At 60.1% G+C, this 26,460-nt stretch carries 27 protein-coding genes; 17 read left to right on the forward strand and 10 right to left on the reverse strand.

The features are described 5' to 3' along the window. The first annotated feature begins 31 nt into the window (after positions 1 to 31). Positions 32 to 1,369 carry an NADP-specific glutamate dehydrogenase gene (gdhA, locus tag DXT77_RS29180; protein WP_119430132.1) on the forward strand — a complete coding sequence of 446 codons (1,338 nt, stop codon included), beginning with the start codon at positions 32 to 34 and terminating at the stop codon, positions 1,367 to 1,369. 10 nt (positions 1,370 to 1,379) lie between these two features. Here gdhA and DXT77_RS29185 read toward each other — a convergent pair whose 3' ends face one another. From DXT77_RS29185 to DXT77_RS29200, 4 genes are all read right to left on the reverse strand, one after another. Continuing rightward, positions 1,380 to 1,874 (reverse strand): GreA/GreB family elongation factor, encoded by a 495-nt coding sequence (locus DXT77_RS29185; RefSeq protein WP_119430133.1) that lies wholly within the window; start codon positions 1,872 to 1,874, stop codon positions 1,380 to 1,382. A gap of 70 nt (positions 1,875 to 1,944) precedes the next feature. Beyond that, a complete protein-coding gene (locus tag DXT77_RS29190; protein WP_114885642.1) occupies positions 1,945 to 2,301 on the reverse strand; it encodes a hypothetical protein in 357 nt (118 codons plus the stop codon). Positions 2,302 to 2,385: 84 nt separating this feature from the next. After that, positions 2,386 to 4,239 carry a DUF4105 domain-containing protein gene (locus DXT77_RS29195; protein WP_119430134.1) on the reverse strand — a complete coding sequence of 618 codons (1,854 nt, stop codon included), beginning with the start codon at positions 4,237 to 4,239 and terminating at the stop codon, positions 2,386 to 2,388. Between the two features lie 94 nt (positions 4,240 to 4,333). Continuing rightward, positions 4,334 to 4,822: a DUF3015 domain-containing protein gene (locus DXT77_RS29200; protein ID WP_007950971.1), complete on the reverse strand. Its 489-nt coding sequence runs from the start codon at positions 4,820 to 4,822 to the stop codon at positions 4,334 to 4,336. A 322-nt stretch (positions 4,823 to 5,144) separates the two neighbouring features. Between DXT77_RS29200 and DXT77_RS29205 the strand changes: the two genes are divergently transcribed. After that, positions 5,145 to 7,583, forward strand: coding sequence for a Lon protease family protein (locus tag DXT77_RS29205; protein ID WP_119430135.1), 2,439 nt, complete (start codon positions 5,145 to 5,147; stop codon positions 7,581 to 7,583). Between the two features lie 311 nt (positions 7,584 to 7,894). After that, positions 7,895 to 8,224 (forward strand): hypothetical protein, encoded by a 330-nt coding sequence (locus tag DXT77_RS29210; protein WP_085712201.1) that lies wholly within the window; start codon positions 7,895 to 7,897, stop codon positions 8,222 to 8,224. A gap of 6 nt (positions 8,225 to 8,230) precedes the next feature. On the opposite strand, the gene DXT77_RS29215 is transcribed toward DXT77_RS29210, so the two are convergent. After that, on the reverse strand, positions 8,231 to 10,063 hold the full coding sequence (locus DXT77_RS29215) for a hypothetical protein (protein WP_119430136.1): 1,833 nt from the start codon (positions 10,061 to 10,063) through the stop codon (positions 8,231 to 8,233). 162 nt (positions 10,064 to 10,225) lie between these two features. Between DXT77_RS29215 and DXT77_RS29220 the strand changes: the two genes are divergently transcribed. From DXT77_RS29220 to DXT77_RS29230, 3 genes are all read left to right on the forward strand, one after another. Then, positions 10,226 to 10,714 (forward strand): TIGR00645 family protein, encoded by a 489-nt coding sequence (locus DXT77_RS29220; RefSeq protein WP_065257512.1) that lies wholly within the window; start codon positions 10,226 to 10,228, stop codon positions 10,712 to 10,714. Positions 10,715 to 10,849: 135 nt separating this feature from the next. Further along, positions 10,850 to 11,155 carry a DUF6482 family protein gene (locus tag DXT77_RS29225; protein WP_114885633.1) on the forward strand — a complete coding sequence of 102 codons (306 nt, stop codon included), beginning with the start codon at positions 10,850 to 10,852 and terminating at the stop codon, positions 11,153 to 11,155. Between the two features lie 126 nt (positions 11,156 to 11,281). Beyond that, positions 11,282 to 11,899, forward strand: a complete 618-nt coding sequence (locus tag DXT77_RS29230) for an FKBP-type peptidyl-prolyl cis-trans isomerase (RefSeq protein WP_085712198.1) — start codon at positions 11,282 to 11,284, stop codon at positions 11,897 to 11,899. Positions 11,900 to 11,948: 49 nt separating this feature from the next. Here the strand turns inward: DXT77_RS29230 and DXT77_RS29235 are convergent, their stop codons facing one another. From DXT77_RS29235 to DXT77_RS29245, 3 genes are all read right to left on the reverse strand, one after another. Continuing rightward, a complete protein-coding gene (locus DXT77_RS29235) occupies positions 11,949 to 12,206 on the reverse strand; it encodes a hypothetical protein (protein ID WP_085712197.1) in 258 nt (85 codons plus the stop codon). 207 nt (positions 12,207 to 12,413) lie between these two features. Beyond that, positions 12,414 to 12,755: a zinc ribbon domain-containing protein YjdM gene (locus tag DXT77_RS29240; RefSeq protein WP_007950963.1), complete on the reverse strand. Its 342-nt coding sequence runs from the start codon at positions 12,753 to 12,755 to the stop codon at positions 12,414 to 12,416. A gap of 125 nt (positions 12,756 to 12,880) precedes the next feature. Continuing rightward, entirely contained in the window at positions 12,881 to 13,849 is a 969-nt protein-coding gene (locus tag DXT77_RS29245; protein ID WP_085712196.1) for a polyprenyl synthetase family protein, read from the reverse strand. Positions 13,850 to 14,090: 241 nt separating this feature from the next. Between DXT77_RS29245 and rplU the strand changes: the two genes are divergently transcribed. From rplU to DXT77_RS29270, 5 genes are all read left to right on the forward strand, one after another. After that, positions 14,091 to 14,402 (forward strand): 50S ribosomal protein L21, encoded by a 312-nt coding sequence (gene rplU, locus DXT77_RS29250; RefSeq protein WP_003228361.1) that lies wholly within the window; start codon positions 14,091 to 14,093, stop codon positions 14,400 to 14,402. Positions 14,403 to 14,437: 35 nt separating this feature from the next. Next, positions 14,438 to 14,695, forward strand: coding sequence for a 50S ribosomal protein L27 (gene rpmA / locus DXT77_RS29255; protein WP_003228360.1), 258 nt, complete (start codon positions 14,438 to 14,440; stop codon positions 14,693 to 14,695). A 193-nt stretch (positions 14,696 to 14,888) separates the two neighbouring features. Then, the gene (gene cgtA, locus DXT77_RS29260) at positions 14,889 to 16,112 is read left to right on the forward strand and encodes an Obg family GTPase CgtA (protein ID WP_115079266.1); all 1,224 of its coding nucleotides are present in this window, start codon (positions 14,889 to 14,891) and stop codon (positions 16,110 to 16,112) included. A gap of 137 nt (positions 16,113 to 16,249) precedes the next feature. Continuing rightward, a complete protein-coding gene (gene proB / locus DXT77_RS29265) occupies positions 16,250 to 17,368 on the forward strand; it encodes a glutamate 5-kinase (RefSeq protein ID WP_119430137.1) in 1,119 nt (372 codons plus the stop codon). An 11-nt stretch (positions 17,369 to 17,379) separates the two neighbouring features. Next, complete coding sequence (locus DXT77_RS29270) at positions 17,380 to 17,844, forward strand: CreA family protein (RefSeq protein WP_085712193.1); 465 nt, start codon at positions 17,380 to 17,382, stop codon at positions 17,842 to 17,844. A gap of 114 nt (positions 17,845 to 17,958) precedes the next feature. Here the strand turns inward: DXT77_RS29270 and rpsT are convergent, their stop codons facing one another. Further along, the gene (gene rpsT / locus DXT77_RS29275) at positions 17,959 to 18,231 is read right to left on the reverse strand and encodes a 30S ribosomal protein S20 (RefSeq protein WP_011336008.1); all 273 of its coding nucleotides are present in this window, start codon (positions 18,229 to 18,231) and stop codon (positions 17,959 to 17,961) included. 252 nt (positions 18,232 to 18,483) lie between these two features. Here rpsT and murJ point away from each other — a divergent pair, with 252 nt between their 5' ends. From murJ to ispH, 6 genes are all read left to right on the forward strand, one after another. After that, positions 18,484 to 20,022, forward strand: a complete 1,539-nt coding sequence (gene murJ, locus DXT77_RS29285) for a murein biosynthesis integral membrane protein MurJ (RefSeq protein ID WP_119430138.1) — start codon at positions 18,484 to 18,486, stop codon at positions 20,020 to 20,022. A 129-nt stretch (positions 20,023 to 20,151) separates the two neighbouring features. Next, positions 20,152 to 21,090, forward strand: coding sequence for a bifunctional riboflavin kinase/FAD synthetase (gene ribF / locus DXT77_RS29290; protein ID WP_007959537.1), 939 nt, complete (start codon positions 20,152 to 20,154; stop codon positions 21,088 to 21,090). A 13-nt stretch (positions 21,091 to 21,103) separates the two neighbouring features. Further along, on the forward strand, positions 21,104 to 23,935 hold the full coding sequence (gene ileS / locus DXT77_RS29295; protein WP_119430139.1) for an isoleucine--tRNA ligase: 2,832 nt from the start codon (positions 21,104 to 21,106) through the stop codon (positions 23,933 to 23,935). Continuing rightward, positions 23,928 to 24,440, forward strand: a complete 513-nt coding sequence (gene lspA, locus DXT77_RS29300; protein WP_085712189.1) for a signal peptidase II — start codon at positions 23,928 to 23,930, stop codon at positions 24,438 to 24,440. The genes ileS and lspA overlap by 8 nt, the downstream gene beginning before the upstream one ends. A gap of 7 nt (positions 24,441 to 24,447) precedes the next feature. Continuing rightward, entirely contained in the window at positions 24,448 to 24,885 is a 438-nt protein-coding gene (fkpB, locus tag DXT77_RS29305; protein WP_178083512.1) for an FKBP-type peptidyl-prolyl cis-trans isomerase, read from the forward strand. A 72-nt stretch (positions 24,886 to 24,957) separates the two neighbouring features. Then, positions 24,958 to 25,902, forward strand: coding sequence for a 4-hydroxy-3-methylbut-2-enyl diphosphate reductase (gene ispH / locus DXT77_RS29310; RefSeq protein ID WP_085712187.1), 945 nt, complete (start codon positions 24,958 to 24,960; stop codon positions 25,900 to 25,902). Here ispH and DXT77_RS29315 read toward each other — a convergent pair. Then, positions 25,874 to 26,428: a GspH/FimT family protein gene (locus DXT77_RS29315; protein WP_119430141.1), complete on the reverse strand. Its 555-nt coding sequence runs from the start codon at positions 26,426 to 26,428 to the stop codon at positions 25,874 to 25,876. The genes ispH and DXT77_RS29315 overlap by 29 nt on opposite strands. Between the last annotated feature and the right edge of the window lie 32 nt (positions 26,429 to 26,460).

A 26,460-nucleotide genomic window follows, 5' to 3' on the forward strand; every position in this document is an offset into this window, starting at 1 on the left:
CAACGACAACAAATTTGCCGAGACTTTTCCCATGATCGAATCCGTCGAATCCTTCCTCGCCCGTCTGAAAAAACGCGATCCGGATCAACCCGAATTCCACCAGGCCGTCGAAGAAGTCCTGCGCAGCCTGTGGCCGTTTCTCGAAGCCCATCCGCACTATCTGACCTCGGGGATTCTGGAGCGCATCTGCGAACCTGAGCGGGCGGTGGTGTTCCGGGTGTCGTGGGTTGACGATCAGGGCAAGGTTCAGGTCAATCGCGGCTTCCGCATCCAGATGAACAGCGCCATCGGCCCGTACAAGGGCGGTTTGCGTTTCCATCCTTCGGTGAATCTGGGCGTGCTGAAATTCCTCGCCTTCGAGCAGACCTTCAAGAACTCCCTGACTTCGCTGCCCATGGGCGGCGGCAAGGGCGGTTCGGACTTCGATCCGAAGGGCAAGAGCGACGCCGAAGTCATGCGTTTCTGCCAGGCGTTCATGAGCGAACTGTACCGCCACATCGGCGCCGACGTGGACGTGCCGGCAGGCGATATCGGTGTCGGCGCACGGGAGATCGGTTTCCTGTTCGGTCAGTACAAGCGCCTGAGCAACCAGTTCACCAGCGTGCTGACGGGCAAGGGCATGACCTACGGCGGCAGCCTGATCCGCCCGGAAGCCACCGGTTTCGGTTGCGTGTATTTCGCCGAGGAAATGCTCAAGCGCCGCGAGCAGACCGTCGAAGGCAAGCGCGTGGCAATCTCCGGTTCCGGCAACGTTGCGCAATACGCGGCCCGCAAAGTGATGGATCTGGGCGGCAAGGTGATTTCCCTGTCCGACTCCGAAGGCACGCTGTATTGCGAGGCCGGCCTGAGCGAAGAACAGTGGCTGGCGCTGCTGGAACTGAAGAACGTCAAGCGCGGGCGGATCAGTGAATTGGCGGCCGCGTTCGGCCTGGAGTTCCGCGCCGGTCAGCTGCCATGGTCGTTGCCGTGCGATATTGCGCTGCCATGCGCCACCCAGAACGAGCTAGACGCCGAAGCTGCCCGCACCTTGCTGCGTAACGGCTGCATCTGTGTGGCCGAGGGCGCGAACATGCCGACCACCCTTGAGGCTGTGGATATCTTTATCGAGGCGGGCATTCTGTTCGCGCCGGGCAAGGCATCGAATGCCGGCGGCGTGGCGGTCAGCGGTCTGGAAATGTCGCAGAACGCCATGCGTCTGCTGTGGACGGCGGGCGAGGTGGACAGCAAGCTGCACGCGATCATGCAGTCGATCCACCACGCCTGTGTGCATTACGGTGAGGAAAACGGCCGGATCAACTACGTCAAAGGCGCGAACATCGCCGGCTTCGTCAAGGTCGCCGACGCGATGCTGGCGCAGGGCGTGGTTTAAGCACTGTGCTTCAAGAACGATCGATGCGGATCACTTCGATCAGTTGATTGCCGGCCGGACGCTGCCACAGCACTTCGTCATTGAGTCGCGCGCCAAGCAGCGCGCGGCCCAACGGTGAGGCCCAGTTGATCAGGCCGTTGGCGGCATCGGCCTGATCTTCGCCGACCAGTTGCACCCGGCGTTCGGTGTTGTGTTCGTCGGCGTAGGTCACCCAACTGCCGATCTGCACCTTTTCGTTGGAAGTCGGGGCTGGCGCAACCTGAGCACTGCCGACCCGCTGATTGAAATAACGCAAATCCCGTTCGAGATCGGCCAGCCGCTGTTTATCGGCCTGTTCGCCCATGGCGGTTTGTTCGGCGTGTAGTGTCTGCAGCTCGGCGACTTTCGCCTGCAACTGGGCAAGCCCCTGTGGCGTGACGTAATTGGGCTGCGTGCTGACCTGCCGTTCGACCGGCTGATCGGCTTGCGCAGCGGCGTTGTCTTCGTTGACGAAAGCACGGCTCATGGTGACCTCCTGTGACAACCGTTGGGCCATGGTCGCAGGCTAAAGGTTTCGCCGGATGTCTGGAAACGACCTACTGCGAACGATAAGCCCGCGCGGCGCCCTGATCTTTCTGTTGCTGCCAGGCCCGCTCGCGCTCGTCCCAGTGTTCGTTGCGATACTCCTCGCGATCCTTGTTTTCCAGCATCGCCTGACACTGGCGGAAACCGTCGCTCCAGCCCTCGGCGTATTGCGGATCCTTGAGATAGCGCGGCACGTTCTTGCGAAACTCGCCGCTGATCGAACCCGCCGCCTGACGACCGCTGATGCAACCGTCATCGAAACCGTCGGCGAACGCCGGTGGATAACCCTTGGCGATCAGATCTTCGTGGGTGCTTTGACAGCCACCCAGCAACAGCAACACACCCACAAACCCCGCACACCGCCACATCAGACTCTCCCGCGCCGTTCTCCGGCTGACAGGGAAAGTCTAGAAGCGGATTCGTCGACGGGGTGTGAAAGGAAGATCAAAACCTCAGTAGTGATACCACTTCACCTCAAGCATCACTTCGGTCTCCGGCGTTGCCACATGGCTGAATTCACGCTGCGCACTCAGGCGCAAACCCAGGTTGCGGGACAACTCCCATTGTTGATTCAGGCTCAGGCTGCGGCGCACTTCGCCGTTGAAGAAGTAATCGCCCTTGGCCTCCACACTGAGATTGCCCAACGGGTTTTTCCACAACACGCCGGTATTGAATCCGCCTGCGGGGGAAACGAATTCGGCGAAATCATTGTTGTGTTCAACGCGCACGGTGCCGAGGGCAAAACCCAGTACATCGTCACCCAGTTGCCAGGTGCCGCCACCGCCACCGTTGACATGGCTGACCAGCGTCTCGTCGTCATGCTTGCCCGGCACCCGCTCCAGACCTCCGGTGACCTGCCACGACAACGGCTGCAACAGCGCATTGCGCGGCGTCAGTGAGCGGATGGTTGCCAGATCCAGTTGCTGGAACTGCCAGTGATTGCCTTCGTACTGGCGCAGCTTCATCTGCAGGATTTCGATCTGCGCGCCGAGGGGGAAACTCTCCGCATTGTCGTTGAGATCGTGATAGGCCATGCGCAAGCCGTACTCGCCGAATGCGCGGTCGCCACGGGTGCCGAGACCGGCCTGCCAGGTACGCGATTCATGGCCATCTTCGGGCAGGCCCGGTTGTGGAATTTGCAGCTCCGGCGCCGGGTTCTTGTTGATCGCCCGCAGCAATTCAAAACTGCGCTGTGCCCGTTGCGGATCACGTTCCTGGCCGTTGGCGCGGTAGCGTTCCAGCCGATACGCCGCGTCGACGATGAGGGCTTGTCGGTCACGGGGCAGGGCCTTGAAGGCCGGGTCCTGCAATTGCTGCTGGTCGGCGCTGACTTTCAGCACCCAGTCCTGTTCTTCGCCGGTCAAGGGCTCGGCGCGGCTGAGCAGTTCACGCTCGCGGGACGGGCGGTATTCGATGTGCTCGACCAGTCCGGCTTCTTTCACCGCTTTGACGGTGTCGGTGGGAATCGCGGTCAGCGGGAATTGTTCGGTCAGGCGCAGGCTCGGACGAGCGACCTGCAACAGTTCGAGCAGGCGATAGGAGCAGTTTTCATCGAAGAAAAAATAGTCGAACTGAATCTGCTTCAGCTCCCACACATGCTCGACCATGCGTGCGGTTTCGGCTTGTGTCAGGTTGAGCCGGTACTCCCACAGGTCGCGGTTTTCCAGGCTGCGGTATTCCGAGAGTTTTTCCTGATAGGGCACCAGCGCGAACAGTCCCGGATAGCCGCCCATCAGGCCTTTCCAGGCGTAGAGAATGCTGTTGTCGGAACCTTCGATGTAGGCGCCGAAGTTGATCGCGTAGCTGAGCAGCGAGGTCTTGTCGCTCTGCACATCGGCCTGATCAATGCGCAGCAGGGTGTGGCCGAACATCGACGACGGGCTGTTGAGGTAGGCCGCCGGGAAAATCATCACCGCACTGTGGGGCGAGACATCCTTGAACCATTTCTTGAATTCGGCGCAGTCCGGCGCCGGCAGGTCGGTCAGGCTGAGCTGGTCTTTCAGCCAGCGCGTGCGGGCCGGGTAGACGCACTGGGCGTGTTGCTCACCGAGACTGGCCGGGGCGTACAGCGCCTGGACCGTGGCGGCCAGTTCGTGGTCGGGATGCTCGTTGCCGTCGGCGGCGAGGAAGAACTTCTTGTCGCTGACGTAGCTGCGCCAGCCGCCGAGCTTGGCGGTTTCGTAATGGCCGAGGGAAATCCAGAAGCGGTCGTTGGCCAGTTGCTGCAAACGTTGAGGGTCGATGTGGGGCGCGGCGGACAGCGGGGCGCAGACACACAGCGCCAGCCAGGCAAGGCGTTTGAGCATAGGTGGCAACTTAAGTCGAAAGAAACAAAAGACCCAGGGAGGGCGGGCCGAAAAAACAAAACCCGCTTCCCGAAAGAAGCGGGTGGGGTCGAGCTTAAGCCTGAGTCGCGTACTTGGCCAGACGAGGGTCTGCTTTCAGCACGGCCAGGGTGTTGGTATGCACGTCTTCGGCGGTCACGTCAGCCTTGCTGAAGATCTGCTGGAAGTGCTCGTGAGTGACGGCGGCGAAGTGCGCACGGTCTTCCGGTGCCACGCCCAGTACCACGGCATAGGTCGTCAGCGCTTCGCCATTGCCTTTTGCCATGTCTTCGGACAGCTCGTTCATCATGCCATTCATGGCAAACCAGGATTTGCCGCCGTAGGTCAACGAGGCGTTGGTGGAGCAACCGTTGGTGCCGGACGTCATGCCGAACGTGGCGTTGCCCGAGGTTCCGTTAGTGGTGGATGCCAGGAAGTGAGCCGGGGTGCCACGCTGACCTTCAAACAGCATGTTGCCCCAGCCGCAATCCGGACCGCCCGGCGCCTGAGCCATGGCGTTGATGGATACAGCGGTGAAGAGAGTACCGAGAAGAATCCGTTTCATAGCTTTGTTCTCTTTTATGTGCGTACCAATGGACAGGGTTCTGGCCCCGCTCTCTACATCAAAACGCCACTTGGCGAGTTTTCGTACAGACCTTCTGGCGCCAGTGGGCCGGTATTAGTTCCAGCCGCGCAGTTTGGAGTTTAGGCAGGTTCCTGTGGTTCCGTGATTTTTTGCAGCATATTCGTGATCCAGCCCGGTTTTGCGGGGCCGGCCGTGGGGTTGGCCGGTTGTCTATGCTTTGTCGTGTGGCGCGCCTTGCCAGTGGGGCACGGGCAGCGCCAGAATGCCGCTATCTGCCCCGCCTGATTGTTAAGGAAGCCCGATGCCTGATCCTGTTGCTGCCAGCTTGCGTCTAGCGCCCGAAGCGCTGACCCGTCCGTTTTCCGCTGAACAGTTCAGCTTCACTACCACCAATGATCTGGAGCCCTTTCGCGGTGTGCTTGGCCAGGAACGTGCGGTCGAAGCCTTGCAGTTCGGTGTGGCCATGCCACGCCCCGGTTACAACGTATTCGTCATGGGCGAGCCCGGCACCGGCCGTTTCTCGTTCGTCAAACGCTACCTGAAGGCCGAAGGCAAGCGCCTGCAGACCCCGGCGGACTGGGTCTACGTCAACAATTTCGACGAGCCGCGCGAGCCACGCGCCCTGGAACTGCCATCGGGCAGCGCCGCAGCGTTCATCGGCGACATCAACGGCTTGATCGACAACCTGCTGTCGACTTTTCCCGCGGTGTTCGAACACCCGTCCTACCAGCAGAAGAAGAGCGCCATCGACCGCGCCTTCAACCAGCGCTACGACAAGGCGCTGGACGTCATCGAGCGTCTGGCCCTGGAAAAAGACGTCGCCCTGTACCGCGACAGCAGCAACATCGCGTTCACCCCGATGCTCGAAGGCAAGGCGCTGGACGAGGCTGAATTCGCGCAGTTGCCGGAGTCCGAGCGCGAACGTTTCCATGAGGACATTTCCGGCCTCGAAGAGCGCCTGAACGAAGAACTCGCCAGCCTGCCGCAGTGGAAGCGCGAGTCGAGCAACCAGTTGCGTCAGCTCAACGAAGAAACCATTACTTTGGCGTTGCAGCCTTTGCTCGCACCGCTGTCGGAGAAGTACGCGGAAAACGCCGCGGTCTGCGGTTACCTGCAAGCGGTGCAGGTCTATCTGCTGAAAACCGTGGTCGAGCAACTGGTCGACGACAGCAAGACCGACGCCGTTGCACGCAAGCTGCTGGAAGAGCAATACGCGCCGAGCCTGGTGGTCGGCCATCCGGCCAGCGGCGGTGCGCCGGTGGTGTTCGAGCCGCATCCGACCTACGAAAACCTGTTCGGCCGCATTGAATACACCACCGATCAGGGCGCGCTCTACACCACGTATCGCCAGTTGCGTCCGGGTGCGTTGCACCGCGCCAACGGTGGTTTCCTGATCCTCGAAGCGGAAAAGATGCTCGGCGAGCCCTTTGTGTGGGATGCGCTCAAACGCGCCCTTCAATCGCGCAAGCTGAAAATGGAATCGCCACTGGGCGAGATGGGCCGTTTCGCGACCGTGACGCTCAACCCGCAGTTCATTCCGTTGAATGTCAAAGTCATCATCATCGGTGCGCGGCAGCTGTACTACACGCTGCAGGACCTCGATCCGGACTTCCAGGAGATGTTCCGCGTCCTGGTGGATTTCGACGAAGACATCCCGATGGTCGACGAAAGCCTGGAGCAGTTCGCCCAGTTGCTGAAAACCCGCACTTCGGAAGAAGGCATGGCGCCGTTGACCGCCGACGCGGTGGCGCGTCTGGCGACTTACAGCGCACGTCTGGCCGAGCATCAGGGGCGTTTGTCGGCGCGGATCGGTGATCTGTTCCAGCTGGTCAGCGAGGCGGATTTCATCCGTCACCTGGCCAACGATGAAATGACCGACGCCGGCCACATCGAGCGCGCCCTGAAAGCCAAGGCTACCCGTACCGGCCGAGTGTCGGCGCGGATTCTCGACGACATGCTGGCGGGGATCATCCTGATCGACACCGACGGCGCGGCGGTCGGCAAGTGCAACGGCCTGACGGTGCTGGAAGTCGGCGACTCGGCGTTCGGTGTACCGGCGCGGATTTCCGCCACGGTGTATCCGGGCGGCAGCGGTATCGTCGACATCGAGCGCGAGGTCAACCTCGGCCAGCCGATTCACTCCAAGGGCGTGATGATTCTCACCGGGTATCTGGGCAGCCGTTACGCCCAGGAATTCCCGTTGGCGATTTCCGCGAGCATCGCCCTGGAGCAATCCTACGGCTACGTCGATGGTGACAGTGCGTCGCTGGGCGAGGCCTGCACGCTGATTTCGGCCTTGTCCAAAACCCCGCTCAAGCAGTGCTTTGCGATCACCGGTTCCATCAACCAGTTCGGTGAAGTGCAGGCGGTGGGCGGGGTCAACGAGAAGATCGAAGGTTTCTTCCGTCTCTGTGAAGCGCGCGGGCTGACCGGCGAGCAGGGCGCGATCATTCCGCACGCCAACGTCGCCACGCTGATGCTCGACGAGAAAGTGCTGGCCGCAGTCCGGGCCGGGCAGTTCCACGTTTACGCGGTGCGTCAGGCGGATGAAGCGCTGAGCCTACTGGTGGGTGAGCCTGCCGGTGAGCCGAACGAGGAGGGCGAGTTCCCGGAAGGCAGCGTCAACGCGCGCGTAGTGGAACGTCTGCGAGTGATTGCCGAGATGATCAGCGAAGAAGACCTGAAAGAAGCCGAGAAGGAACTGGCGCAGGAGGCGCTGGCCGAGGCCAAACCGGCTTAATCCTCAGCGCGATCAAACATTGTGGGAGCCAGCCTGCTGGCGATTGCAGTGCATCATTCAACTTTTTTGTTGGCTGATGTACCCAATCGCCAGCAGGCTGGCTCCCACATTTGTTTTGTGTCGATCTCCTGCAAATGTGCCATCACTCTGGCGTCAATATTCACACAATGACCATTCGGCGCCTTCTGGTTCTGCGCGGTTGGCGCGGCGGACTTTTCTTCTATTCTCAGCTCAAGGACATCGACAGTATCACGGGATCGAAACAGTCCTTCAGCAAGGGCTGAACACCGGCTTTACCGAGGGTCGCCGCCATGTCGCGCAACCTCTGCCTCACCCGTCAGTGCCTGGGTCTCGTGACCCGAATCGAATGCGCCATCAAGCCGTTGGCCGGCGATACCGGCATGTGGACTTTACTCTTCGCCGCCGGCATGGCCGGTGAACAACCTTCCGCCATCAAGGCTCAGGGCCCGTTCCACGGGCCGGTCGCCGCCGAATCGATCCTCGATACCATCGTCGAAAGCCTGACGATGCACGGCTACGAACTGGCCAATGATCCGCAGATCTGGTCCTTGCACCTGCAAGCCCAGTTGCGGCAGATCAACGGCGGGCGCGGGCGCAATCTCGGCGTTTTCGATCATTAGCACCGGTCAAGGTGCGGCGCCCTGGGTCTGCGCCTTCTCGAGCTTGACCTCAAAGCCGTACTGCACGGTGGCGAGGTCGGTTCGCTGGTAGGTTTCCACCTGCGTCGGGCGGCCGTAGAAATAATGCACGCCGAACAACGCCGGGCCTTCTGCGCTCGTGTCGTGGCTGACCGACAGGATCTGCTTCAGGTAGTTGCCGCTGTCGTCCTTGACGAAGAAACGCCATTCGTTGGCCGGAAACAGTTTCAGGTCGACCACCAATTCGTTGTTCCTGATTTCCAGGCCTTTGGGCAATGCCTTGGCTTCGTAGGACTGTTTCGCCACCGTGGCGAGGAACAACGGCATCGAACCGACGGCCACTGCCGGGGTTTCCGGAAACAGGTTCAAGTCATACGTGATGGTCGCTTGCAGCGGATCCACCTGATACGCCTCGGCCGGCAGTTCGATCGGCTCGTCGAGTTTGCCGTTGTGTTTTTCGGTGAAGAACGTCACCGGGCTTTCGCCGGGAGCCAGGTCGTCGCCCAGCAGTTCGTCATTGAAGGTCTTGCGGTGATCGAACTCGATGCGCGCGGCGCTGGGTTCTTCCACTGACTGGCGGATATGGATGCTTTTTTTCAGATCGTCCTCGGTCAGTGATGCACCCTTGAGCCAGTTGGGGGCCTGATCGTCGTAGACGGTGATCGCCAGATCCAGCGGCTGCACGGTTTTCGCCGTGGTGTGCGAGTCGAATTCGCGGATCGGCAGGTCCAGTGGCTTGCGGGTGACGGTCGCCTCGGAGAAATCCAGCACGCTGACTTCAAGGGTATCGATCGGCCCGTTGAAGTAAACCTTGTTGTAGCGGCGCGTATGCTGCTGTTCGAAGGTGCGCTGCTCGTCGTTCAGCTGTTTCTCGAGGTCCTCGCTCCAGGCCTTTTGCTGTTGCAGGTGCGCCAGTTGCTTCTGGTAAAAGCCGACCTGCTCGGGGCTCTCGTTGATGGCGCCGGCGCGTACAAGGTATTGCCCGGTCGTATCGCGGGCCTGGACGATCAGCGGATTGAGCGGCGTGTTGGCGACTTCCGGGGCAAGCGGCAGGTTGTTGCTGAATTCGACTTCGGCGTAGTTCTTTTCCAGCTTCAGCAGTTTCACGCTGAGGTTGGCGTCGGTTCTTGTCTGGCCGATATCCTTTTTGCCCAGATCGAAACTGTGCAGGCGTTTCGGGGCGATGACTTCCACCTGACCTTGCAGGCTCACAGGACGCGGCCGGGTTTTCTTGTCGACATCCAGACCCTCGATGAACGGGTAGGTCACGGTCAGGTCGTCGGGGTTGGTGACGTTGGAACTGGACGGGCTCAACTGGATGCCCGGATCGGTTTCCGACCATTCCGGCTGGTAGGCGATCACCCGTTTGTTGCTCAGGGTCACCGATTGCCATTCAACGCCATGGGGGAACAGGAACCCGCCCGGAATGTTGAGGTTGAAAGGGAACACCGGTTGCAGGTCGGTGAGGTAATCGGAGCTGGCGTCCTTGTGCAGCACGAACAGACCGTTGATGAAGGTGTCGACCAGCGCTTGAGGCGTCGGGTAGTGCTTGAGGACGCCGAGGGCGTCTTCGCCGTATTCGGTTCTGGGCGGTTTGTTGTCGAGACGTTGCTGCGCGCGCTCCAGCAGCAGTAGCGAGCCGCCAAGTTCGGTCACGGCATCCTTGAGTTTCGGGTCGGTGATGGCGTCCAGCGACTGTTCGAACTGCGCAGTCTTCTGTTCGAGGCTGAGCGGGTGTTTTTTTTCTTCACCGGGTGAGCAGCCTCCGACCGATAAGGCGAAGCAGATTCCGGCAGTCATTAACGGCAATCGCACATCCATTTCCAGTCGTCCTGTCCACTGTCGCTGGGCTGTCAATGGTTTGGACACTAGCAGAAAAACTTTGACACACACACGCAGGTGGCGGATTTTCGGGCGGTTTCTGGCTGTCATGGGGGGCTGGTATACTCGCCGCCGATTACAACCCCCCTTGTGTGAGAGTCAATGGAACGCTTTATCGAAAATGCAATGTACGCCACGCGCTGGCTGCTGGCGCCGATCTACATCGGGCTGTCCCTCGGGCTGCTGGCGCTGGCATTGAAATTCTTCCAGGAAGTGTTTCATGTCATTCCCAACGTGTTCTCCATGGCCGAGTCCGAGCTGATTCTGGTGCTGCTGTCGCTGATCGACATGGCGCTGGTCGGCGGCTTGCTGGTGATGGTGATGATTTCCGGCTACGAGAACTTCGTGTCCGAGCTGAACATCGACGAAGGCAAAGAGAAGCTCAGCTGGCTGGGCACCATGGACTCCTCGTCGCTGAAGATGAAAGTGGCGGCGTCGATCGTGGCGATTTCCTCGATCCACCTGCTGCGGATCTTCATGGACGCCAAGAACGTCGATCCCCAGCATCTGATGTGGTACGTGATCATCCACATGACCTTCGTGGTCTCGGCGTTTGCCATGGGTTATCTGGACAAGCTCACTAAGCACTGATGAGTTGTCGAAAGCTGTAACAAAACCGCCCGCCTGTTGCGAAACAGACGGGCGGTGTCGTTTGTGGCTTGTACTTTGGTGCGCCGAGGCATATCCCTGTAGGCGTCCTGGCTCGCCACAGCGTGAGGTGCGTTCATGAACCTGCAAGAGTTGAATGCGTTTGCCATCGCCAGGAAGGTCGATGAGCTGAACCTGATCTCCATGGAGGGTGGAATCTACCTGCTCGAGGCGCGGATGCACGGCGCGGCGTACCCGTTGAGCGATCCCCAGGGCAAGATGCTGATGCTGCGTTCGGTGGAGCATGCCCGGGATGTCCTGCACAACTTTCCGGTGCTGCCATTCAACCTGGTTCACACCTCGGTACACGATGAAATGTGCGGACTTGGTGCCAGTGCGGAAGAAAGCCTGAAAGTACCGCTGGCCTGGCGCTCGGCACTGTAGGCCCGAGGGCCTGATCAATGGCGGAACATCTGTGCTAGTCTGCTCGCCCTTTTGGTTCCGGGCGCGCCGGGACGCGCTGTGCACGCACGGCATGTCCTGAGGCCGTCCGCACAGCGGAGCAGTGTCATGTCCGAAGTAAATCTGTCCACCGACGAAACCCGCGTCAGCTACGGTATCGGCCGTCAGTTGGGTGACCAGCTGCGCGACAACCCGCCACCGGGTGTCAGCCTGGACGCCATCCTGGCCGGTTTGACCGACGCATTCGCCGGCAAGCCAAGCCGTGTGGGTCAGGAAGAGCTGTCCGCCAGCTTCAAAGTGATCCGCGAGATCATGCAAGCCGAAGCCGCTGCCAAGGCTGAAGCCGCTGCTGGCGAAGGTCGTGCTTTCCTGGCTGAAAACGCCAAGAAAGACGGCATCACCACCCTGGCTTCCGGTCTGCAATTCGAAGTGCTGACTCAGGGCGAAGGCGCCAAGCCATCCCGTGAAGACAACGTGCGTACTCACTACCACGGCACACTGATCGACGGCACTGTGTTCGACAGCTCCTACGAGCGTGGCCAGCCTGCAGAATTCCCGGTTGGCGGCGTGATCGCCGGCTGGACCGAAGCCCTGCAACTGATGAATGCCGGCAGCAAATGGCGTCTGTACGTGCCAAGCGAACTGGCTTACGGCGCTCAAGGCGTTGGCAGCATCCCGCCGCACAGCGTTCTGGTGTTCGACGTCGAGCTGCTCGACGTTCTGTAATCCCGTTACCCTGCACAAGCCTGGCTTGTGCAGGGTTTCTCCGCCGTTCTCATACTTCGATCTTGTGATGCAGCTCACTGGTCGGGCGCAATGCCCGGGCATAGCAGAACAGGAACAGATTGCGCACCAGCTCCTTGAGCACCATCGGTTCGCTGGAACTCAGGCCGCTGACGTCCAGATCCCCTTGATCCTGCAATTCATGCAGGGCTTCTTCTTCCAGTACCGCGCAGACTTCACCGGTTTCCCGATGCAGGATCCTGAGGTACGGGTGCGGGCGATCCAGCCAGGCGTCGATCAAATAAGTCATGGTTCTCATCTCCATTGAAAGGGTTTCAATGAGAATAATTCTTATTCGTCAAATAGCAAGCGCCTATTGGCGGTTCGTGATTTTTTATGGGTAAAGATTGCGTAAGGTCAAAACGGCTGGCGTTTGGCTATTGCGTGGTTTTGCTGGGAATAGCAGGGGAGGGTGAAGCTCCATCCCACGGCGGGCGCGGGATGGAGGACAGCAGACTCAGACTTTTCTGACGAACTCGGATTTGAGTTTCATCGGGCCGATGCCGTCGATCTTGCAGTCGATGTCGTGGTCGCCGTCGCACAGGCGGATGTTCTTCACCTTGGTGCCGACCTTGACCACCAGCGAGGTGCCCTTGACCTTCAGGTCCTTGATCACGGTGATGGTGTCGCCGTCCTGCAGGACGTTGCCGACCGAATCTTTCTTCACGGCATCATCGGACGCCACTTCGGCTTCGCCGCCGGCAGACCACTCGTGGGCGCACTCCGGGCACACCAGTTGGGTGCCGTCTTCGTAGGTGTATTCGGAATTGCATTTCGGGCAGGGTGGCAACGTGCTCACTAAGGCTCCTTGGAGAGGGGATCGCTAAAAGTCGCACATTGTATAGGGTTTTAGCCGCGGATGGCAGGCAACAAAAAACCGCAGGCTCCGAGGGAGGCTGCGGTTTCTTGATTGCGCGATGTTGATCAGTGCGTGCGGGCGACCGCGAACTCGCTCAGTTCAACCAGCGCATCGCGGTATTCGCTGGCAGGCAGCGCTTCCAGGCACTTGATCGCACGGGCCACGTAGTCGCGAGCCAGTTGTGCGGTGTATTCCAGCGAGCCGGACGCTTCCACGGCAATGCGGATGCTTTCCAGGTCTTCGATCCCGCCTTTCTGGATCGCCTGGCGTACCAGTGCGGCCTGCTCTGGCGTGCCTTCGCGCATGGTGTAGATCAGCGGCAGGGTCGGCTTGCCTTCGGCCAGATCGTCACCGACGTTCTTGCCCAGGGTTTCGGCGTCGCCCTTGTAGTCGAGCAGGTCGTCGACCAGCTGGAATGCCACGCCGAGGTGATCGCCGAAGGTACGCAGGGCTTCGCTCTGCTCGGCGGTAGCACCGGCCAGAGCTGCAGCGCTATGGGTCGAGGCCTCGAAAAGCATCGCGGTCTTGCCGCGGATGACTTCCATGTAGGTTTCTTCGGTGGTGCTGGCGTCACGGACCTTGGACAGCTGCAGCACTTCGCCTTCGGCGATGATGCGCGTGGCCTGGGACAGGATCTTCATCACCGGCATCGAACCCAGTTCGACCATCATTTCGAACGAGCGCGAGTACAGGAAGTCGCCGACCAGCACGCTCGGGGCGTTGCCCCACATGGCGTTGGCGGTCGAGCGGCCACGGCGCATGCCGGACATGTCGACCACGTCGTCATGCAGCAGGGTGGCGGTGTGCAGGAATTCGATGGTGGCGGCCAGCAGACGCAAGTCGTCGCCTTCGCGACCGAGGGCCTTGCCGCACAGCAGCACTAATAAAGGACGCAGGCGTTTACCGCCGGCCGACGTGATGTAATCGCCGATTTTCGATACCAGCGGCACTCGGGAAGTCAGCTGCTTCTTGATGATGCCGTCGACGGCGCTAAAATCGTCCGCCACCGCGCGGTAGAAAGCTTGGGGTTGCATCAGCGACAGGTGCTCCAGAAGGGTTGCGCGGCATGCTAGGACCCACGTCCGGGCCTGTCAAGGCGCGATGGACGGCCCCTTGCATGACTCTTGTAGCTTGCGTACAATCGCGCACCCTGAACTTCCTGGGCAGCACCTGCCTTACGCAATTGCACTTGGGCCGTTCCAGCCCCATGCAGCCATGCCAGCCAATACCTCTTCTTATAAAGAGCTGGGTGAGCAGGATTATCGGAGAAATACCATGTACGCAGTAATCGTTACCGGCGGTAAGCAATACAAGGTCGCTGAAGGTGAATACCTGAAGATCGAAAAACTGGAAGTCGCTACTGGCGAATCCGTGACTTTTGACCGCGTTCTGTTGGTCGCCAACGGCGACGACGTGAACATCGGCGCACCTGTTGTTGCTGGCGCAACCGTCAAGGCTGAAGTGATCTCCCAAGGTCGTCACGATAAAGTCCGCATCATCAAGTTCCGTCGCCGTAAGCACCACATGAAGCGTATGGGCCACCGCCAGTGGTTCACCGAGATCAAAATCACCGGTATTCAGGCTTAATTACAGCCTAATTCCTCACTAGGAGAATTGAACTCATGGCACACAAAAAAGCTGGTGGTAGTACCCGCAACGGTCGCGACTCAGAAGCCAAACGCCTTGGCGTGAAGATGTATGGCGGCCAGGTCATCAAGGCCGGCAACATCATCGTGCGTCAGCGCGGCACCCAATTCCACGCTGGCTACGGCGTTGGCATGGGTAAGGATCACACCCTCTTCGCGAAAATCGAAGGCGTGATCAAGTTTGAAGTAAAAGGCGCCTTCGGTCGTCGTTACGTGAGCGTTGTCGCAGCCTAACTGCGAGAGTGCTGGAGAAGCCCTGTCTTGCGACGGGGCTTTTTCGTTTGTGGGGTGAGTCTCTTGCAAAGCTGTTTGTATGGGCTGCCGGCGTGCGATGCAGGTCGTGGATTGGGGTCGCTGCGCTCATTTTTGCAAGAGTCTTATGTCTTGATTGTTTTTCGGCTCGTCCGTACGGCGAGAGGCGTTGGTTATGAAGTTTGTTGATGAAGTATCGATCCGCGTAAAGGCTGGCGACGGCGGCAATGGCTGCATGAGTTTCCGTCGGGAAAAATTCATTGAAAACGGCGGCCCGAACGGTGGTGACGGCGGTGACGGCGGTTCCATCTTCATGATGGCCGACGAAAACCTCAACACCCTGGTGGACTACCGCTACACCCGGCACTTCGATGCCGAGCGTGGCTCCAATGGCGGCAGCACCGACTGCACCGGCAAGAAGGGTGAAGACCTGATCCTGCGCGTGCCGGTCGGCACCACGATCATTGACTCTGCTACCCAGGAAGTCATCGGCGACCTGACCAAGTCCGGTCAGAAGCTGATGGTGGTGCAGGGCGGCTGGCACGGTCTGGGCAACACCCGTTTCAAATCCAGTACCAACCGTGCGCCGCGTCAGACGACGCCGGGCAAGCCGGGCGAGCAGCGTGACCTGAAACTGGAAATGAAGGTTCTGGCTGACGTCGGTCTGCTGGGTCTGCCGAACGCCGGTAAAAGTACCTTTATCCGTTCCGTTTCGGCCGCCAAGCCGAAAGTCGCCGATTATCCGTTCACTACTCTGGTGCCAAACCTGGGTGTGGTCAGCGTCGACCGCTGGAAAAGCTTCGTCATTGCCGACATTCCGGGTCTGATCGAAGGTGCTTCCGACGGCGCCGGCCTCGGTATCCGTTTCCTCAAGCACCTGGCGCGTACCCGTCTGCTGCTGCACCTCGTGGACATGGCGCCGCTGGACGAAAGCAGTGCGCCGGATGCCGCTGAAGTGATCGTCAACGAGCTGATCAAGTTCAGCCCGTCCCTGGCGGAGCGTGATCGCTGGCTGGTGCTGAACAAGTGCGACCAGATCCTTGAGGAAGAGCACGAAGAGCGCGTCAAGGAAATCGTTGAGCGTCTGCAGTGGGAAGGTCCGGTCTACGTGATCTCGGCCATCGCCAAAGAAGGCACTGAGCGCCTGACGCGCGACATCATGCGTTACCTGGAAGATCGTGCCGATCGCCTGGCCAATGATCCGGCCTACAAGGAAGAGCTGGCCGATCTCGATCAGCGCATCGAGGATGAAGCCCGTGCTCAGTTGCAGGCTCTGGACGACAAGCGTGCCCTGCGTCGCAGCGGCGTGAAATCGGTCCACGACATCGGCGACGATGACTGGGACGAAGAAGATGTGGATGACGAAGACGGTCCGGAAATCATTTACGTGCGTGACTGATTCGTTGAAGTAAACTTAAGCGCCGCTCAATCGAGCGGCGTTTTGGTATCTGGAAATCGATTGTTGGTCACGAGTAACCACGAATAACGTCACGGGCAGCGCTGGGTCGCGCTGTCCTCAAGCTAAGGTTGAAGATGATGCGGAGCAAGGTGACAGGTGCGCAGCGTTGGGTCGTGAAGATCGGCAGCGCTTTGCTGACAGCGGATGGCAAGGGTCTTGATCGCAAGGCGATGGGCGTCTGGGTCGAGCAGATGGTGGCTTTGCATGAGGCTGGCGTCGAGTTGGTGCTGGTGTCCTCCGGGGCAGTGGCGGCCGGCATGAGCCGTTTGGGCTGGACCGCACGACCCAGTGCGATGCACGAGCTCCAGGCCGCTGCTGCAATCGGTCAGATGGGCTTGGTGCAGGCCTGGGAATCGAGTTTTGCCGAACATGGCCGGCACACGGCGCAGATTCTTCTGACTCACGACGACCTGTCCGATCGCAAGCGCTACCTGAACGCCCGCAGCACCTTGCGTGCGCTGGTCGAGCTGAAAGTCATCCCGGTGATCAACGAAAACGACACTGTGGTTACCGACGAGATCCGTTTCGGCGACAACGACACGCTCGCTGCGCTGGTGGCCAACCTGGTCGAGGCTGATCTGCTGGTGATCCTGACGGATCGCGACGGCATGTTCGACGCTGATCCGCGCAACAACCCCGACGCGCAGCTGATTTACGAAGCGCGTGCCGATGATCCGACTCTGGATGCGGTGGCGGGTGGCACTGGCGGTGCGCTGGGTCGTGGCGGCATGCAGACCAAGCTGCGCGCGGCGCGTCTGGCGGCGCGTTCCGGTGCGCATACCATCATTGTCGGTGGGCGTCTGGAGCGGGTGCTCGATCGTCTGAAGGCTGGCGAACGCATCGGTACGCTGCTGTCGCCTGAGCGCGGCATGCTGGCGGCGCGCAAGCAATGGTTGGCTGGCCATTTGCAGACCCGTGGCACGCTGGTGCTGGATGATGGTGCGGTTGCTGCGTTGTCGGAAGGTCACAAAAGTCTGCTGCCGGTCGGCGTCAAACTGGTTCAGGGCAGCTTTCGTCGCGGTGAAATGGTGGTTTGCGTGGCGCCGGATGGTCGCGAGATTGCCCGTGGCCTGGCCAACTACAGCGCGCTGGAAGCACAAAAAATCATCGGTCAGTCGTCGGATGCGATTGTCGGTTTGCTGGGTTACATGGCTGAGCCGGAGCTGGTTCACCGTGACAATCTGATTCTGGTCTGAGGAAAAGCGCAATGCGCATGGCAAAAGGATTGTTGGGCTTGCTGATGGCGTTGCCATTGCTGGCTTCGGCCGAGGAAATCGGCCAGGTGTCGACGGTGTTCAAATTTGTCGGGCCGAATGACCGGATCGTGGTCGAGGCCTTCGACGATCCAAAGGTTGAGGGTGTGACCTGCTATCTGTCGCGCGCCAAAACGGGTGGCGTGAAGGGTGGGTTGGGTCTGGCCGAGGATCGTGCCGAGGCATCCATTGCTTGTCGTCAGGTCGGTCCTATCAACTTCAAGGGTGAGTTGAAGGATGGCGAAGAGGTGTTCAAGGAGCGCACTTCGCTGGTGTTCAAGACCATGCAGGTGGTGCGTTTCCTCGACAAGAAGCGCAATACGCTGGTGTATCTGGTCTACAGCGATCGCCTGATCGAGGGCAGTCCGCAAAATGCGGTGACGGCGATTCCGATTCTGCCTTGGGCGCCAGTCCATTAATCTGGACGTAAATAAAAAGAGGAGCGGTTGGCTCCTCTTTTTTTGCGCTTGTTTCAGCAAATCGCAGGCAATAAAAAACCGACCCTGAGGTCGGTTTTTTAATGATTACGTCGCTTAGGCGGCAGCTTTCAGTGCCTTGACGTGACCATTCAGGCGGCTCTTATGGCGAGCAGCCTTGTTCTTGTGGATGATGCCTTTATCGGCCATGCGGTCGATAACTGGCACAGCCAGAACGTATGCAGCTTGAGCTTTTTCAGCGTCTTTTGCGTCGATGGCTTTAACTACATTCTTGATGTAGGTACGAACCATGGAACGCAGGCTGGCGTTGTGGCTGCGACGCTTCTCAGCCTGTTTTGCACGTTTTTTGGCGGAAGGTGAGTTGGCCACCGTCGAGCTCCTCGAAAGACTTTTTAGGAAATAGCAAACAAAATAGGCCGCGAATCATGCCGATGAAGAGATGTCTTGTCAAGGGCGCTTGAGACGTTCCGCTAAGTGGTAGGTATAAAGAGGCGGGATATTTATTTCCGGCGCTTGACCTGTAAACTCGCGAGCTTTGGCTCTGTGCTGTTGCGGCGCGGAGTATCGCACAAGTAGGCGCATTGTTCGCCTGCTGTTTATCGACAGGCACAAATTCCTTCAATGAATCTGCTCAAATCGTTGGCCGCCGTCAGCTCTATCACGATGCTTTCCCGGATTCTCGGGTTTGTCCGCGACACGCTCATTGCGCGCACATTCGGCGCCGGAATGGCGACCGACGCCTTCTTCATCGCCTTCAAACTGCCCAATCTGCTGCGGCGAATCTTTGCCGAGGGCGCGTTTTCACAGGCATTCGTGCCGATTCTTGCCGAATATAAAAGTCAGAAGGGCGAGGAGGCGACCCGTACCTTTATTGCCTATGTGACAGGGCTGCTGACGCTGGTTCTGGCGCTGGTCACTGCGTTGGGCATGATCGCCGCACCCTGGGTGATCTGGGCCACGGCTCCCGGTTTTACCGATACGCCGGAAAAATTCCAGCTGACCTCCGACCTGCTGCGAGTGACCTTCCCCTATATATTACTGATCTCTCTGTCTTCCCTGGCGGGGGCGATCCTCAATACCTGGAACCGCTTTTCGGTGCCGGCGTTCGTGCCGACCCTGCTGAACGTCAGCATGATCGTGTTCGCGCTGTTCCTGACGCCGTACTTCGATCCACCGGTCATGGCCCTCGGCTGGGCGGTACTGGTCGGCGGTCTGGCGCAGTTGCTCTATCAACTGCCGCACCTGAAAAAGATCGGCATGCTGGTGCTGCCACGCCTGAATCTGCGCGACACCGGCGTCTGGCGAGTGATGAAGCAGATGCTGCCGGCGATCATCGGTGTCTCGGTCAGCCAGATTTCCCTGATCATCAACACCATCTTCGCCTCGTTTCTGGTGGCGGGCTCGGTGTCGTGGATGTACTACGCCGACCGTCTGATGGAGTTGCCGTCCGGCGTGCTGGGTGTGGCACTGGGCACGATCCTGCTGCCGACACTGGCCAAGACCTACGCCAGCAAGGATCGTCACGAATATTCGCGGATTCTCGACTGGGGCCTGCGCCTGTGCTTCGTGCTGGTGCTGCCGTGTGCGCTGGCGCTGGGGATTCTGGCCGAGCCGCTGACGGTTTCGCTGTTCCAGTACGGCCAGTTCAGCGGGTTTGATGCGGCCATGACCCAGCGCGCGTTGATCGCCTATTCTGTCGGTCTGCTCGGGATTATCGTGATCAAGGTGTTGGCACCGGGCTTCTATGCGCAACAGAACATCCGTACGCCGGTAAAAATCGCAATCTTCACTCTGGTGGTCACGCAGTTGTTCAATCTGGTGTTGATCGGGCCACTGGCCCATGCCGGGCTGGCGTTGGCGATCAGCGCCGGTGCCTGCCTGAATGCCGGGCTGCTGTTCTATCAACTGCGCAAGCAGCAGATGTACCAACCACAGCCGGGCTGGCTGAAATTCGGTTTGAAGCTGTTGTTCGCGGTGGCGGTGATGTCGGCTGTCCTGTTGATCGGCATGCATTTCATGCCTTCGTGGGATCAGGGCCACATGCTGGAGCGCTTTCTGCGTCTGGGCGTGCTGGTGATTGCTGGCGTGGTGGCTTATTTCGGCATGTTGCTGTTGCTCGGTTTCCGCCTGCGTGACTTCAATCGCAAGGCGTTGAGCTGAGGTTTCACCCTTGAAAGACGGGCGCGGGCCGGCAGTTTTGTCGGCTCGTTCACTTTGGGTTACGGTGTTGCCTGTCGTCGGCCGTCGGGTGTGGTTATAATCGGCCACTTTATGAGCAAGAAGCGCGTTATGCAGCTGGTTCGAGGCCTTCACAACTTGCGCCCCCAGCATCGGGGCTGCGTCGCCACTATTGGCAACTTTGACGGTGTTCACCGTGGTCACCAGGCCATCCTGGCCCGACTGCGTGAGCGTGCGCTCGAGTTGGGCGTACCCAGCTGCGTGGTGATTTTCGAGCCGCAGCCACGGGAGTTCTTTGCTCCGGAGACCGCGCCGGCACGTCTGGCCCGGTTGCGCGACAAGCTGCAACTGCTGGCCGCCGAAGGCGTCGACCGGGTCTTGTGCCTGGCCTTCAACCAGCGCTTGAGCAAACTCAGCGCCAGTGAATTCGTCGATACGATTCTGGTGGATGGCCTGGGTGTGCAGCATCTGGAAGTCGGCGACGATTTCCGCTTCGGTTGCGACCGCCTCGGCGATTTCGATTTTCTGCTGCAGGCCGGGCAGGTTCACGGTTTTACCGTGGAAGCCGCGCAAACCGTCGAGCTGGACGGCATTCGTGTCAGTAGCACCCAGGTGCGCAATGCGTTGGCCGCCGCCGATTTTGCCCTGGCTGAACGCTTGCTTGGCCGCCCGTACCGGATTGCCGGTCGCGTGTTGCATGGCCAGAAACTGGCCCGCCAGTTGGGTACGCCCACGGCGAACATTCAACTCAAGCGCCGTCGCGTGCCGTTCACCGGGGTTTACCTGGTCGACGTCGACATCGACGGCAAGACCTGGCCCGGCGTCGCCAATATCGGCGTGCGGCCCACGGTGCAAGGTGATGGCAAGGCCCACCTTGAAGTACATCTTTTGGATTTTGCCGGCGATCTGTATGACCGGCGTTTGACGGTGGTTTTCCACCAGAAGCTGCGTGAAGAGCAGCGTTTCGCCTCCCTGGAGGCATTGAAAACGGCGATCAGCGCGGATGTCGCCGCCGCCCGTGCACTAGCCGCACCTAGCGCCCATCGCTAATGAAGAGCCTTAAATGACCGACTATAAAGCCACGCTAAACCTTCCGGACACCGCCTTCCCAATGAAGGCCGGCCTGCCACAGCGCGAACCGCAGATCCTGCAGCGCTGGGACAGTATTGGCCTGTACGGAAAGTTGCGCGAGATTGGCAAGGATCGTCCGAAGTTCGTCCTGCACGACGGCCCTCCGTACGCCAACGGTACGATCCACATCGGTCACGCACTGAACAAGATTCTCAAGGACATGATCATCCGCTCGAAGACCCTGTCGGGCTTCGACGCGCCGTATGTTCCGGGTTGGGACTGCCACGGCCTGCCGATCGAGCACAAGGTTGAAGTGACACACGGCAAGAACCTGGGCGCGGACAAGACCCGCGAACTGTGCCGTGCCTACGCCACCGAGCAGATCGAAGGGCAGAAGACCGAATTCATCCGTCTCGGCGTGCTGGGCGACTTCGCCAACTCGTACAAGACCATGGACTTCAAGAACGAGGCCGGTGAAATCCGTGCCCTCGCCGAAATCGTCAAGGGCGGTTTCGTGTTCAAGGGCCTGAAGCCTGTGAACTGGTGCTTCGACTGCGGTTCGGCCCTGGCCGAAGCGGAAGTCGAGTACGAGAACAAGAAGTCCTCGACCATCGACGTGGCGTTCCCGATCGCTGACGAAGCCAAACTGGCTGCCGCGTTCGGTCTGCCGTCCCTGAACAAGCCTGCCTCGATCGTGATCTGGACCACCACCCCGTGGACCATCCCGGCCAACCAGGCGCTGAACGTTCACCCGGAATTCAACTACGCGCTGGTCGATATCGGCGACAAACTGCTGGTTCTCGCTGAAGAGCTGGTCGAATCCTGCCTGACCCGTTACGGCGTTGAAGGCACCGTTCTGGCCACCGCGCCGGGGTCGGCGCTGGAACTGATCAATTTCCGTCACCCGTTCTACGACCGTCTGTCGCCAGTGTACCTGGCCGACTACGTGGAACTGGGCGCCGGCACCGGTGTGGTTCACTCCGCTCCGGCCTACGGTGTGGACGACTTCGTGACCTGCAAGAAATACGGCATGGTCAACGACGACATCCTCAACCCGGTTCAGAGCAACGGCGTTTACGTGCCGTCGCTGGAGTTCTTCGGCGGCCAGTTCATCTGGAAGGCCAACCCGGCCATCGTCGACAAACTGACCGAAGTCGGTGCGCTGATGCACACCACCGTCATCGAACACAGCTACATGCACTGCTGGCGTCACAAGACCCCGCTGATCTACCGCGCCACCGCGCAGTGGTTCATCGGCATGGACAAGGAGCCGGTATCCGGCGACACCCTGCGTCAGCGCTCGCTCAAAGCCATCGAAGACACCAAGTTCGTTCCGGCCTGGGGCCAGGCGCGACTGCACTCGATGATCGCCAACCGTCCGGACTGGTGCATCTCCCGTCAGCGTAACTGGGGCGTGCCGATCCCGTTCTTCCTGAACAAGGAAAGCGGCGAACTGCACCCACGTACCGTCGAACTGATGGAAGAAGTCGCCAAACGCGTTGAAGTCGAAGGCATCGAAGCCTGGTTCAAGCTCGACGCTGCCGAACTGCTGGGCGATGAAGCGCCGCAGTACGACAAGATCAGCGACACCCTCGACGTCTGGTTCGACTCGGGCACCACGCACTGGCACGTCCTGCGCGGTTCGCACCCGATGGGCCACGAGACCGGCCCGCGTGCCGATCTGTACCTGGAAGGTTCCGACCAGCACCGTGGCTGGTTCCACTCGTCCCTGCTGACCGGTTGCGCCATTGACAACCACGCGCCGTACCGCGAACTGCTGACCCACGGCTTCACCGTGGACGAGTCCGGTCGCAAGATGTCCAAGTCCCTGGGCAACGTGATCGCGCCGCAGAAAGTCAACGACACCCTGGGCGCCGACATCATGCGTCTGTGGGTCGCGTCGACCGACTACTCCGGCGAAATGGCCGTGTCCGAGCAGATCCTGCAGCGCAGCGCGGATGCCTATCGCCGTATCCGTAACACCGCGCGCTTCCTGCTTTCCAACCTGACCGGTTTCAACCCGGCCACCGACCTGCTGCCGGCCGAAGACATGCTGGCACTGGATCGCTGGGCGGTTGACCGTACCCTGCTGCTGCAACGCGAGCTGCAAGAACACTACGGCGAATACCGTTTCTGGAACGTCTACTCGAAGATCCACAACTTCTGCGTACAGGAGCTGGGTGGTTTCTACCTCGACATCATCAAGGATCGCCAATACACCACCGGCGCCGACAGCAAGGCCCGTCGTTCGTGCCAGACCGCGCTGTTTCACATCTCCGAAGCGCTGGTGCGCTGGATCGCACCGATCCTGGCCTTCACCGCCGACGAGCTGTGGCAGTACCTGCCGGGCGAGCGCAACGAATCGGTGATGCTCAACACCTGGTACGAAGGCCTGACCGAGTTGCCGGAAGGCTTCGAACTGGGTCGCGAGTACTGGGATCGCATCATGGAAGTGAAGGTGGCGGTCAACAAAGAGATGGAAATCCAGCGCGCGGCCAAGGCCGTCGGTGGCAACCTGCAAGCCGAAGTGACGCTGTACGCCGAAGACGCCCTGAGCGCCGATCTGGCCAGGCTGAGCAACGAGCTGCGCTTTGTACTGATCACCTCGACCGCCAGCGTTGCGCCGTTCGTGCAGGCCCCGGCCGAAGCTGTGGCCACCGAAGTCAGCGGTCTGAAGCTGAAGATCGTCAAATCCGCCTTCCCGAAATGCGCCCGTTGCTGGCACTGCCGTGAAGACGTCGGCGTGAACCCGGAGCATCCGGAAATCTGCGGCCGTTGCGTGGACAACATCGATGGCGCCGGCGAGGTTCGTCACTATGCCTAATGCAGTTGGCCGTTTCGGACGGCTGAGCTGGCTCTGGTTGAGCTTGCTGGTTCTGGTCATCGACCAGGCCAGCAAGTTTTACTTCGAAGGCAAGCTCGAGATGTACCAGCAGATCGTGATCATTCCCGATTACTTCAGCTGGACCCTGGCCTACAACACCGGCGCGGCATTCAGCTTCCTGGCTGACAGCTCCGGCTGGCAGCGCTGGCTGTTCGCCCTGATCGCGGTGGTGGTCAGTGCGGTGCTGGTGGTCTGGCTCAAGCGCCTGGGTCGCAACGAAACCTGGCTGGCCATCGCGCTGGCGCTGGTGCTGGGCGGCGCGCTGGGCAATCTGTATGACCGCATTGCCCTGGGCCATGTGATCGACTTCATTCTGGTGCACTGGCAGAACCGCTGGTACTTCCCGGCGTTCAACTTCGCCGACAGCGCCATCACCGTTGGCGCGGTGATGCTGGCACTGGACATGTTCAAAAGTAAAAAAACCGGAGAAGCCGTTCATGACTGAACAGGTATTGGCTGAGCAACGCATCGGCCAGAACACGGAAGTCACCTTGCATTTTGCATTGCGCCTGGAGAACGGCGACACGGTCGACAGCACCTTCGACAAGGCTCCGGCGACCTTCAAGGTCGGCGATGGCAACCTGCTGCCGGGTTTCGAAGCGGCGCTGTTCGGCTTCAAGGCGGGTGACAAGCGCACCCTGACCATCGAGCCGGAAAACGCATTCGGCCAGCCGAACCCACAGAACGTGCAGGTCATTCCACGTTCGCAGTTTGCGGACATGGAACTGTCGCCGGGTCTGCTGGTGATCTTCAACGATGCGGCCAATACTGAGCTGCCAGGTGTGGTGAAAGAGTTCGATGATGAGCAAGTGACCGTCGACTTCAACCACCCGCTGGCCGGCAAGACGCTGACCTTTGACGTGGAAATCTTTTCCGTCAAAGCGTTGTAAACGCTGTTCTGCAGGGGCCGGCCCGGCCCCTGCATTGATCTGAATTTTCGCGCGCAAGACACGAGGCACAGCATGCAAATCAAACTCGCCAACCCCCGTGGCTTCTGCGCCGGCGTGGACCGGGCGATCGAAATCGTCAACCGCGCCCTGGAAGTCTTCGGGCCGCCGATCTACGTGCGTCATGAAGTGGTGCACAACAAGTTCGTCGTCGAGGACCTGCGCAGTCGTGGCGCGATCTTTGTCGAAGAGCTGGATCAGGTGCCGGACGACGTCATCGTGATCTTCAGTGCCCATGGCGTCTCGCAAGCCGTGCGTACCGAAGCCGCCGGTCGTGGCCTGAAAGTGTTCGACGCCACTTGCCCGCTGGTGACCAAGGTGCACATCGAAGTCGCCAAATACAGCCGCGACGGCCGTGAATGCATCCTGATCGGCCACGCCGGTCACCCGGAAGTCGAAGGCACCATGGGCCAGTACGACGCCAGCAACGGCGGTGCGATCTACCTCGTCGAAGACGAGAAGGATGTTGCCGAGCTACAGGTGCACAACCCTGAAAAACTGGCCTTCGTCACCCAGACCACCTTGTCGATGGACGACACCAGTCGCGTCATCGATGCCTTGCGTGAACGTTTCCCTGCTATCGGTGGGCCGCGCAAGGACGACATCTGCTACGCCACGCAAAACCGTCAGGACGCGGTCAAGCAACTGGCCGATGAATGCGACGTGGTTCTGGTGGTCGGCAGCCCGAACAGCTCCAACTCCAACCGCCTGCGCGAGCTGGCCGAGCGCATGGCCACGCCGGCGTACCTGATCGACGGTGCCGAAGACCTGCAAAAGAGCTGGTTCGATGGCGTCGAGCGTATCGGCATCACCGCCGGTGCTTCTGCGCCGGAAGTGCTGGTGCGCGGCGTGATCCAGCAGCTGCAGGCCTGGGGCGCCACTGGTGCCGACGAGCTGGCCGGGCGTGAAGAGAACATCACCTTCTCGATGCCTAAAGAGCTGCGCGTACGCTCGATCTGACCGCTTTATCCTTTCGACACAGCGCCTGTTCAGCCTTTTCGCTGGTCAGGCGCACGCGACCGGTCGCCGCCAGCACCAGTTGAAGCTGGCTGACCGGTTCGCGGGTCGAACAGATGTGTAGTTTTCCTGCCTGAAACGCCCGCCCGGGCATCAGCGGTTGTCCCAGACTGCTGAACCGTATGTACCGACTGACAAACCAGTTGCCGACAATAGGCACTTGCCCATCACTGGCGTGCTCGACCAGCAGCGGATTGCTGCTGTCCTCCGCGCCCTTGCCACTGACATCCAGAATGATCCGCCAGCCCTGGCTCCAATCCCCGTCGATGCCGTGAATCACTACGCTCTGATTGCGCGTGATCGCCTGGCTGCGGGCATTGCGGATTCCGCTGATCAGCGATTCCGCGGCCTGTTGCCGCTGGTTCGACTCTTTCAGCGTGGCGAGCGCCGGACTGACCAGCGACAGAACAATTGCGCCGATCGCCAGTCCCATAAGCAGTTCGACCAGACTGAAACCCTGTTGCGGCATGAGCATTTCCTCCTTGAGGCAGGGTGCTCGAC

This window comes from Pseudomonas sp. 91RF (assembly GCF_003576265.1).
Lineage (GTDB): Bacteria > Pseudomonadota > Gammaproteobacteria > Pseudomonadales > Pseudomonadaceae > Aquipseudomonas > Aquipseudomonas kribbensis.

What these genes read in the sequence shown, in the direction of transcription:
- gdhA (WP_119430132.1), top strand. Translation starts at nt 32, where the DNA reads ATGATCGAATCCGTCGAATCCTTCCTCGCCCGTCTGAAAAAACGCGAT.
- DXT77_RS29185 (WP_119430133.1), bottom strand. Translation starts at nt 1,874, where the DNA reads ATGAGCCGTGCTTTCGTCAACGAAGACAACGCCGCTGCGCAAGCCGAT.
- DXT77_RS29190 (WP_114885642.1), bottom strand. Translation starts at nt 2,301, where the DNA reads ATGTGGCGGTGTGCGGGGTTTGTGGGTGTGTTGCTGTTGCTGGGTGGC.
- DXT77_RS29195 (WP_119430134.1), bottom strand. Translation starts at nt 4,239, where the DNA reads ATGCTCAAACGCCTTGCCTGGCTGGCGCTGTGTGTCTGCGCCCCGCTG.
- DXT77_RS29200 (WP_007950971.1), bottom strand. Translation starts at nt 4,822, where the DNA reads ATGAAACGGATTCTTCTCGGTACTCTCTTCACCGCTGTATCCATCAAC.
- DXT77_RS29205 (WP_119430135.1), top strand. Translation starts at nt 5,145, where the DNA reads ATGCCTGATCCTGTTGCTGCCAGCTTGCGTCTAGCGCCCGAAGCGCTG.
- DXT77_RS29210 (WP_085712201.1), top strand. Translation starts at nt 7,895, where the DNA reads ATGTCGCGCAACCTCTGCCTCACCCGTCAGTGCCTGGGTCTCGTGACC.
- DXT77_RS29215 (WP_119430136.1), bottom strand. Translation starts at nt 10,063, where the DNA reads ATGGATGTGCGATTGCCGTTAATGACTGCCGGAATCTGCTTCGCCTTA.
- DXT77_RS29220 (WP_065257512.1), top strand. Translation starts at nt 10,226, where the DNA reads ATGGAACGCTTTATCGAAAATGCAATGTACGCCACGCGCTGGCTGCTG.
- DXT77_RS29225 (WP_114885633.1), top strand. Translation starts at nt 10,850, where the DNA reads ATGAACCTGCAAGAGTTGAATGCGTTTGCCATCGCCAGGAAGGTCGAT.
- DXT77_RS29230 (WP_085712198.1), top strand. Translation starts at nt 11,282, where the DNA reads ATGTCCGAAGTAAATCTGTCCACCGACGAAACCCGCGTCAGCTACGGT.
- DXT77_RS29235 (WP_085712197.1), bottom strand. Translation starts at nt 12,206, where the DNA reads ATGACTTATTTGATCGACGCCTGGCTGGATCGCCCGCACCCGTACCTC.
- DXT77_RS29245 (WP_085712196.1), bottom strand. Translation starts at nt 13,849, where the DNA reads ATGCAACCCCAAGCTTTCTACCGCGCGGTGGCGGACGATTTTAGCGCC.
- rplU (WP_003228361.1), top strand. Translation starts at nt 14,091, where the DNA reads ATGTACGCAGTAATCGTTACCGGCGGTAAGCAATACAAGGTCGCTGAA.
- rpmA (WP_003228360.1), top strand. Translation starts at nt 14,438, where the DNA reads ATGGCACACAAAAAAGCTGGTGGTAGTACCCGCAACGGTCGCGACTCA.
- cgtA (WP_115079266.1), top strand. Translation starts at nt 14,889, where the DNA reads ATGAAGTTTGTTGATGAAGTATCGATCCGCGTAAAGGCTGGCGACGGC.
- proB (WP_119430137.1), top strand. Translation starts at nt 16,250, where the DNA reads ATGCGGAGCAAGGTGACAGGTGCGCAGCGTTGGGTCGTGAAGATCGGC.
- DXT77_RS29270 (WP_085712193.1), top strand. Translation starts at nt 17,380, where the DNA reads ATGCGCATGGCAAAAGGATTGTTGGGCTTGCTGATGGCGTTGCCATTG.
- murJ (WP_119430138.1), top strand. Translation starts at nt 18,484, where the DNA reads ATGAATCTGCTCAAATCGTTGGCCGCCGTCAGCTCTATCACGATGCTT.
- ribF (WP_007959537.1), top strand. Translation starts at nt 20,152, where the DNA reads ATGCAGCTGGTTCGAGGCCTTCACAACTTGCGCCCCCAGCATCGGGGC.
- ileS (WP_119430139.1), top strand. Translation starts at nt 21,104, where the DNA reads ATGACCGACTATAAAGCCACGCTAAACCTTCCGGACACCGCCTTCCCA.
- lspA (WP_085712189.1), top strand. Translation starts at nt 23,928, where the DNA reads ATGCCTAATGCAGTTGGCCGTTTCGGACGGCTGAGCTGGCTCTGGTTG.
- ispH (WP_085712187.1), top strand. Translation starts at nt 24,958, where the DNA reads ATGCAAATCAAACTCGCCAACCCCCGTGGCTTCTGCGCCGGCGTGGAC.
- DXT77_RS29315 (WP_119430141.1), bottom strand. Translation starts at nt 26,428, where the DNA reads ATGCCGCAACAGGGTTTCAGTCTGGTCGAACTGCTTATGGGACTGGCG.